5 protein-coding genes and 2 pseudogenes are annotated in these 5,074 nt (G+C 73.0%); 1 reads left to right on the forward strand and 6 read right to left on the reverse strand.

The features are described 5' to 3' along the window. From AB0J09_RS55795 to AB0J09_RS55805, 3 genes and pseudogenes are all read right to left on the reverse strand, one after another. Nucleotides 1-224: pseudogene (locus AB0J09_RS55795) on the reverse strand (polyprenyl synthetase family protein); the annotation flags it as partial. After that, the gene (locus AB0J09_RS55800) at nt 221-1,111 is read right to left on the reverse strand and encodes an FAD-dependent oxidoreductase (RefSeq protein ID WP_360710567.1); all 891 of its coding nucleotides are present in this window, start codon (nt 1,109-1,111) and stop codon (nt 221-223) included. The pseudogene AB0J09_RS55795 and the gene AB0J09_RS55800, both read right to left, overlap by 4 nt. Before the next feature lie 4 nt (nt 1,112-1,115). Next, the gene (locus AB0J09_RS55805; protein ID WP_360710569.1) at nt 1,116-1,277 is read right to left on the reverse strand and encodes a LysR family transcriptional regulator; all 162 of its coding nucleotides are present in this window, start codon (nt 1,275-1,277) and stop codon (nt 1,116-1,118) included. A 67-nt stretch (nt 1,278-1,344) separates the two neighbouring features. Between AB0J09_RS55805 and AB0J09_RS55810 the strand changes: the two genes are divergently transcribed. Then, entirely contained in the window at nt 1,345-2,514 is a 1,170-nt protein-coding gene (locus AB0J09_RS55810) for a Rid family hydrolase (protein ID WP_360710571.1), read from the forward strand. A 7-nt stretch (nt 2,515-2,521) separates the two neighbouring features. Here AB0J09_RS55810 and hutH read toward each other — a convergent pair whose 3' ends face one another. From hutH to AB0J09_RS55825, 3 genes and pseudogenes are all read right to left on the reverse strand, one after another. Continuing rightward, complete coding sequence (gene hutH / locus AB0J09_RS55815) at nt 2,522-4,072, reverse strand: histidine ammonia-lyase (protein ID WP_360710572.1); 1,551 nt, start codon at nt 4,070-4,072, stop codon at nt 2,522-2,524. An 18-nt stretch (nt 4,073-4,090) separates the two neighbouring features. After that, nucleotides 4,091-4,798, reverse strand: a complete 708-nt coding sequence (locus tag AB0J09_RS55820) for a metalloregulator ArsR/SmtB family transcription factor (protein ID WP_360710573.1) — start codon at nt 4,796-4,798, stop codon at nt 4,091-4,093. A gap of 44 nt (nt 4,799-4,842) precedes the next feature. Next, nucleotides 4,843-5,074, reverse strand: a pseudogene (locus AB0J09_RS55825) (hypothetical protein); the annotation flags it as partial.

Here is a 5,074-nt window from a genome sequence, read left to right on the forward strand (position 1 = left end):
AGGCACCCCGCGATGTCCGCTTCCGCCGCCCGGCCCGACAGCACCGCGAGCGTGGGCCGCAGCGCCTTGCCGCCGGCGGCGCGGGGCTGCCCGGCGCCGTCGGTCCAGCCGAAGTGGTAGCGGGCGACGCGCGCGGTGTGCGGGTCGAGGCGGTCGACGGCCTCGCGCAGCACCGGCTCGACGAGCTCGCGGGCGGCCTCGGCGGGCGGCAGGGTCAGGGTCATGGCACGATCTCCTTGTCTCGTATGTGCTGCCTGACCAGGCCGGCGGCGTGAAGTCCGCTGCGCACGGCCCCTTCCATCGTGTCGGGCCAGCCGGTGTCGGTCCAGGCGCCGGCGAGGTAGAGGCCGGGCCAGCGCGTGGCGCTCCGCGGGCGGAGGGCCCCGCTGCCGGGGGCCTGGCGGAACGTCGCGCGCCGTTCCCTGGTGACGAAGAAGTCGGTCATCCGGGCCTGGCGCGCGGCCGGGAACACCGATCGCAGCGCCGGGACGAAGACCTCGCGGATGTCCGCGGTCGGCCGCTCGATCCAGGTGTCCGCGACCGACACGGACACCGCCAGGTACTGCCCCTCGCGGAGCCCGGCGACGCGCGTCTTGTCGAACACCCACTGCACCGGCGAGCCGGTGACCGCGACGAACGGCACCCGCATGACCGGCCGGTCGTAGACCGCGTGGACGTTGATGATCGGGCTCGCGTCGAGGGCGCCCCACTTGTCCTGGCCGGGCGCCGCCCCCGGCGGGACCAGCTTCGCGGCCTGCTCGTGGCGCGTCGCCACGACGACCGCCGACGCCTTGATCCTGGTGCCGTCCACGATGACGGCCGGGCCCGGCTCGATGGCCGTGACCTTCGCCGACAGGCGTACGGCGCCGCCGCGCCGCGTGATGGCGGCCCTGGCGGCGGTGTCGTGCAGCTCGCCGAGGGGAACCAGGGGGATGCCCAGGTCCGCGGCGTCCGGCCGGCCGAGCAGTGCGGTCTTGAACACCTTGACCGCCGGGCCGAGCGCGGCCTCCTCGACCCCCGTGTTCAGGGCCGCCACCGCGAGCAGGTCCCAGAGCGCCTGACGCACCGGAGCCCGCTGTCCGTGCGTCGCCAGCCAGCTCCCGAACGTCATCGTGTCAAGGACCGGATCGGCCGGATCGAGCCTGCTCAGCGCGATCGAGCCCGCGGCGGGAGACCGCCGACTGGGTGTATCCGAGCAGCTCGGCGGCGGCGGTGATCGAGCCGCTCTCGGCGACCTCGTGGAACAGCCGCAGGGCACCGGCGTCAAAGGCATTCACATTAAGCATGGCTGGTATGCAATCTAGTCGTTTGTGGAATGCCTTGTGATTCCAGTTCACTGAGCGCGTGATCGCTTTTCTTGGACAGGGACGCATGGGCGTCCCCATGGCCCGGCGGCTGGAGCAGGCCGGGCACAAGGTGACGACGTGGCGGCGCGGGAGCGGCGTGTCCGCGGCGGAGGCGGTGAACGGGGCCGCGCTGGTCATCACCGTGCTCAGCGACCCGGCCGCGGTGCGGGAGGTGCTGTCGGCGGCGCTGCCGGGTCTGCGGCCCGGCGCCACGGTGGTGGAGATGTCCACGATCGGCCCAGAGGCGGTGCGCGAGTTGCGCGCGCTGCTGCCTGCCGAGGTGGGACTGGTGGACGCTCCGGTGCTGGGCAGCGTGGGGCCCGCGGCCGACGGCACGCTGACCGTGCTGGCCGGGGGGCTGGCCGGGGGCGACGTGGCGGGCTGCCGCGAGGTCTTGTCGGTGTTCGGGACCGTACGGGAGCTCGGTCCGCTGGGGGCGGGCGCGGCCATGAAGCTAGCCGTCATGAGCGCGCTCGTGCCCGCCCAGGTGCTGCTGGCGGAGACCTTCGCGTACGGCGAGGCGCACGGCGTGGACCGTGGCGCGCTGATCGACGTGCTGTCGGGCACCCCGCTGGGCACGCTGGCGGAGCGGCTGCGCGTGCCGTCGGCCGAGACCCGCTACTCCCTGGCCCACGCGGCCAAGGACCTGGAGCTGGGCGCCTGGGAAGGCTCGTCCATGGCCACGGCGGCCCGGGCCAGGCTGCAGGAGGCGCGGGCGGCCGGGCTGGGCGAGCGCGACCTGACGGCCATCGCCGAGCACGCGGGAGGAGGCCCGGCCCACCGTGCGGTGCCGCTGAACCTCTCGACGATCCCGGCCACGAACGGCTTCTACTCGCACGCCGTGCGCGTCGGCGACATGCTCTACGTCTCCGGCCAGGCCGCCTTCGACGAGCAGGGGAACATCGTCGGCGAAGGGTCCAAGACGGCGCAGGCCGAGCACGTCTTCCAGGTCATCTCGCGCATCCTCGCCGATCAGGGGGCGACGTTCGACGACATCGCGTTCATGCGGACGTACCTGACGGACATGGACAAACGCGTCGAGTACGGGCAGGTGCGCAGGAAGTACATCACCGGCACGCCCCCGGCCAGCACGACCGTGGAGGTGTCGAAGCTGTTCATGCCGGGACTGCTGCTGGAGGTGGACGTGATCGTCGCGCTCCCCGGCTAGGCCCTGTTCAGGCCAGGGGGCCAGTGACCGACTCGGCGGCCGCCACGACGGCGCCGTCGGCCACCAGGCGCACGGCGGAGTCGATCTCCGGCGCCAGGAACCGGTCGGGGCCCGGCGCGGGCACGGTCTCGCGCAGCGCCCTGACCACGGCCGCCGTGGCGGGCGCGGGCTCCAGCGGGGCGCGCAGGTCGATCGCGCGGGCGGCGGTGAGCACCTCGATGGCCAGCACGCGGGTGAGCCCGTCCACCGACCTGCGCAGCTTGCGCGCCGCCGACCAGCCCATGGACACGTGGTCCTCCTGCATGGCCGAGCTGGGAATGGAGTCCACGCTGGCGGGCACGGCCAGGCGCTTCAGCTCGGAGACGATGGCCGCCTGCGTGTACTGGGCGATCATGTGGCCCGAGTCCACGCCGGGGTCGTCGGCCAGGAACGCGGGCAGCCCGTGGTTGCGGGCCACGTCCAGGAACCGGTCGGTGCGCCGTTCGGACATCGAGGCCAGGTCGGCGGCCGCGACGGCCAGGAAGTCCAGCACGTACGCGATGGGCGCGCCGTGGAAGTTGCCGTTGGACTCGACGCGGCCGTCGGCCAGCACGGCGGGGTTGTCCACGGCGCTGGCCAGCTCCCATCCGGCCACGGTGGCGGCGTGCGCGATCGTGTCGCGGACGGCCCCGGCGACCTGTGGGGCGCAGCGGAGCGAGTAGGCGTCCTGGACGCGGGTGCAGGCCTCCGGGTCGCGGTGGCTGGCCATGATGCCGGACTCGCGCAGGACCTTGGTCATGTTGGCGGCGGACAGCGCCTGGCCGGGGTGCGGCCGCAGCGCCTGCAGCTCCGGCATGAACACCCGGTCGGTGCCGAGCAGCGCCTCCACGCTCATCGCGGCGCTCACGTCGGCGGTCCTGACGAGCCTGGTGAGGTCCTCGATGGCCAGGATGAGCATGCCGAGCATGCCGTCCGTGCCGTTGATGAGCGCCAGTCCCTCCTTGGCGGCCAGCTCGACCGGGTCGATCTGGGCCTGCTTGAGGGCCTCGCCGGCTGGCTTGATATTTCCAGATTTATCGCGTACGACGCCCTCGCCCATCAGCGTCAGCGCGACGTGCGCCAGCGGGGCCAGGTCGCCGGAGCAGCCGAGGCTGCCGTACTCGTGCACGATCGGCGTGATCCCCGCGCTGATCAGCGCGGCCAGGGTCTTGGCCGTGGTCGGCCTGATGCCGGTGTGGCCGGTGGCCAGCGTGTGCAGGCGCAGCAGCATGAGCGCGCGCACGACCTCGGTCTCGACCTCGGGGCCGTTGCCCGCCGCGTGGGAGCGCACCAGGGAGCGCTGGAGCTGGGCGCGCAGCGCCGGGTCGATGTGCCGCGTGGCCAGGGCGCCGAAGCCCGTCGAGATGCCGTACGCGGGGACCGGGCTCTCGGCCAGCTCGTCCACCCGCTGGCGGGCCGCCGAGATGGCGGCCAGGGCGTCGTCGGTGAGGCGTACGGGGGCTCCGTGACGGGCCACCTTGATGACGTCGTCGAAGGACAGGGGTTCGGGCCCGACGTTCACGACTTCGTTGTCGCGCATGGTGCGTCTCTCTCGCTGCTAGGTAACCGGCGTACCCGATGTTAGCTCCTTACGCGAGAACAACACCGACAGCCCCTCCCTGCCCTCCTCGGTGAGAGCCACCGCCCTGGGCACCTTCCCGCGCCGGTACCAGCCCCGCTCGAACAGCACCTCCGTGATCGCCGCCCCCAGCGCCCCGCCGAGATGTGACCTGCGCTCGGTCCAGTCCAGGCACTCGGGCGCGAACCGCCTCCTCGACCGCCGTGCGCCCGCGACGTCCACGCCGAGACCGGTCAGCAGCCGCTCACCCGTGTCGGTCAGGTCGTACGCCGCGTAGTAGCCGCCCTCCCTGAGCCGGTCGAGCAGGCTCACACCGGCCCGTCCTGCGAGGTGGTCGTAGCAGGTGCGGGCCTCCTCCAGCAGCCTGGCCTGCCTGGACTGGCGCAGCGACCGCACAGGCGGGCGGGCGCTGACCCTGGCCAGCACCTCCAGCACCTCGGCCACGTCGTGCCCGGCCAGGCGGTAGTAGCGGTGGCGGCCCTGGCGCACGACGTCGACCAGCCTGCCGTCGAGCAGCCTGGCCAGATGGGCGCTCGCGGTGGCGGCGCTCACCCCGGCCATCCTGGCCAGCTCCCCCGCCGCCAGCGCCCGCCCGTCGAGCAGGGCGGTCAGCATGGCCGCCCTGGTCGGGTCCGCGATGAGCGCGGCGACGGGCGCTATGTCGGCGTCACGAGCGATGTACTCCATGCATATGACGCTAATACCTCGACATTTCGCTCTGCGTCGAAGTGTCAGGTGTGCTTGCCGAGCCCCTTGCGGATCATCTCTCGCGCCCGTTCCATCAGCGCGATCGGCGTGCCCATCAGCATGTTCTTGGTGGCGCTCTCCGTGCCTGGGTGCGGGCGCAGCGGCGCGAGGCTCTCGGCGGCGCCTCCGGCTCGGTCGCGCTGCTCGGCGACACCCTGCACAACCTGGCCGACGCCCTCACCGCCGTCCCGCTGGCGATCGCGTTCTCCCTCGGCC

Origin of the sequence: Nonomuraea sp. NPDC049784, from assembly GCF_040659615.1 — a bacterium.
Taxonomy (GTDB): Bacteria; Actinomycetota; Actinomycetes; order Streptosporangiales; family Streptosporangiaceae; genus Nonomuraea.

What these genes read in the sequence shown, in the direction of transcription:
- AB0J09_RS55800 (WP_360710567.1), bottom strand. Translation starts at nt 1,111, where the DNA reads ATGACGTTCGGGAGCTGGCTGGCGACGCACGGACAGCGGGCTCCGGTG.
- hutH (WP_360710572.1), bottom strand. Translation starts at nt 4,072, where the DNA reads ATGCGCGACAACGAAGTCGTGAACGTCGGGCCCGAACCCCTGTCCTTC.
- AB0J09_RS55820 (WP_360710573.1), bottom strand. Translation starts at nt 4,798, where the DNA reads ATGGAGTACATCGCTCGTGACGCCGACATAGCGCCCGTCGCCGCGCTC.